The organism is Pseudoalteromonas sp. SR45-5 (assembly GCF_014163565.1).
In the GTDB taxonomy this organism is placed as follows: domain Bacteria; phylum Pseudomonadota; class Gammaproteobacteria; order Enterobacterales; family Alteromonadaceae; genus Pseudoalteromonas; species Pseudoalteromonas distincta.
In genome coordinates, this window is the sequence record NZ_JACJDN010000628.1 from 1 (window position 1) to 2291 (window position 2291).

Annotated in this window: 2 protein-coding genes and 1 pseudogene; 1 reads left to right on the plus strand and 2 read right to left on the minus strand. The window is 39.5% G+C overall.

The genetic code is table 11. From position 1 onward, the window contains the following. Both H5072_RS17285 and H5072_RS17290 read right to left on the minus strand, forming a co-directional pair. Window positions 1-265 (minus strand): annotated as a pseudogene (locus H5072_RS17285) (hypothetical protein); the annotation flags it as partial. 12 nt (window positions 266-277) lie between these two features. Beyond that, the gene (locus H5072_RS17290) at window positions 278-1324 is read right to left on the minus strand and encodes a YHYH protein (protein WP_182694250.1); all 1047 of its coding nucleotides are present in this window, start codon (window positions 1322-1324) and stop codon (window positions 278-280) included. A 250-nt stretch (window positions 1325-1574) separates the two neighbouring features. On the opposite strand from H5072_RS17290, the gene H5072_RS17295 reads away from it, so the two are divergent. Then, on the plus strand, window positions 1575-2234 hold the full coding sequence (locus H5072_RS17295; protein WP_182694251.1) for an NADPH-dependent FMN reductase: 660 nt from the start codon (window positions 1575-1577) through the stop codon (window positions 2232-2234). Window positions 2235-2291 lie beyond the last annotated feature (57 nt).

The window sequence follows — 2291 nt, forward strand, 5'->3', positions numbered from 1 at the left end:
GGCTTTTTATAGGGGCGGAAATTCCATTATCAATTTTTTGAATCGGCTGGCTTCGTACACACATTAAATCATCAGCCATATACTGGCAGCTGCCAATATATAAATCGTTATGGCCGCCTTCGTATTTACATGATTGAGATTTTACTTTATCTGCGCAGGCTGTAACTGCAACACCATTTAACGGCCCTGAATGAGCATTTAAAAATGTGGGTGCTGCAAGTAAAGCCATACCAAACAAGCTTAAACATCTACTTTTTATAAACATAACAACTCCTTTTTAATGTTTTTCAGGATCATGGCCTGGCGGTGGACCATTATGATCACCCGGTGGCCCACCTGCAGGCCTAACTGATTCTCCATGTAGGCACCCTATAAACATATTTTCACTAGGACTGGCTGCGTGGTAGTGATAACCCCTTACTTCATCTGTATTACCTCGGCATTCATCAAGTGACTCTTCTTTACCGCTTGTATCACGCATTGCATAAATGCCATAACCGTCTATTGCATAACCTATAAGAGGTGCATGTCCATCTTCTGTAGCAGCTGAGTCAGTACAACCAGTGGTAGAGTGATAGTGATAACCTTGGTGTAAATTTATATGGCCACCACAATCATCAAATGCCGCAATGGTATAGCTCTCTAAAATTGCATTAATTGGAGCAGGCCCTGATAGCTCAGTACCGTCTAGTGCTATACCTACTGTTCTTAATCGGCCAGTATCAGATGCTGGAATAGGTGTAACAGGAATTAAATACGTTAATGAAAAATTATCTTCTAAATACGACAGTTCACACTCAATACAATTTTGTTTATATTGCTCTTCAACATCAGGGCGAGCTGCTCCAGCGCAAGACTCTTTTGTAGCTGTATATCTAATTTTATTTGTTTTAGTGTCGTAAAGTACCCACTTTTCATCGCCGTAGTATTCATCAAGCTTTAGAATAAATTGGCCTGTTAAATCAACTAAATCACCAGTACCTTCTTTACTAAACCAACTGCCAGTTACATCAGCGCCATCGGTCGATGTGCGCGGGCAAAATGGACCGGGCTCTCTACCTGCAGGTGCGCCTGATGTAATTAACTCATAACACTTAGTTTTAGTTCCTTGCGCCGTTTCGCAATCAACAATGTTAGGCTCAAATAAAAAGGCCCCTTTTTTAAACATAAATAAATTTATTGTTTGATTCGCTTTTTGTACTTCACTAAGGGAGCTACTGACTTGCTTAGTATTTTTATTAGTTGGTGAGTCGTCGCAGCCACTTAGAGTTAAAACTGTAGCGGTAACAATGATTGCAAACGCGCTGTAATTATTTGAGCCCATTACTTGTATCCTTTTCAGTATAGGTTTTGGTGTACTTGTACTGTGGCATATTACTGGCTAAATGTGCAAAAAGTATGGAGAACGACAAAATAAGCACATGATACAAAACCTTTAACAGTGTGGGTTGCTAAAGCGCAGTTTTAAATTTAATTATTAGTGTTCAAAATTAATAAAAAACGGATATGTGTAATACACAATAGCTAAAAGTGTTAGTGTTTAGATGTTATTCAAATACATATGAGGATTACATATGAAGTTTTTAGTATTTTTAGGGACAGTGCGTAACAGCACGCCACCAAAACCTGCTCGCTTAGGTGAGAGAGTGTCTAAAGCCTGCATGGAGTGCTTAAACGAGCAATTCTCCGAACATGAGTTTGAGCTTATAGATGTACTTGATTACCCAAGTGAACAAGTTTTTAAACCACATTTTGCCTATGCTCAAGGTAAGGCGCCTTCAATGCTAAATACTTTAGCTGATAAAATTAAAGCTGCTGATGGATATGTAATGGTTAGCCCTGAGTATAACCACAGTATGAGCCCAGCTCTCGCTGACTTACTTAATCACTTTGGTAGCTCACTCTTTTCGTACAAACCCAGTGCTATTGTTACTTATTCTGCTGGGCAATGGGGTGGACTCAGAGCGGCAATTAGTATGCGCTCGTTTTTATCAGAGCTTGGCTGTTTGCCTGTATCTGCAATGATCCATGTTCCAAAAGCGCAAGAAGTATTTAATGATAATGGATCTGTGCAAGTTGGTGAAGAGCAGTCATCGTGGTTTAATTATTTTCACCGTACTTTTGGGCAATTGATTTGGTGGGCGCAAGCGGCTAAAAATCAGAGTGGCGTTGAAGATCCTGAGCAGATGCTAAAAAGCTTTAAATCAAATCCATCGCAGCGAAATGCCCCATAACGAATACTTTTAAAATATAACTAATTTAGCCCTTAATTGGGCTAAATTTGTTTCTTT

Coding starts and splice junctions, on each gene's coding strand:
- H5072_RS17290 (WP_182694250.1), bottom strand. CDS start 1,324: ATGGGCTCAAATAATTACAGCGCGTTTGCAATCATTGTTACCGCTACA.
- H5072_RS17295 (WP_182694251.1), top strand. CDS start 1,575: ATGAAGTTTTTAGTATTTTTAGGGACAGTGCGTAACAGCACGCCACCA.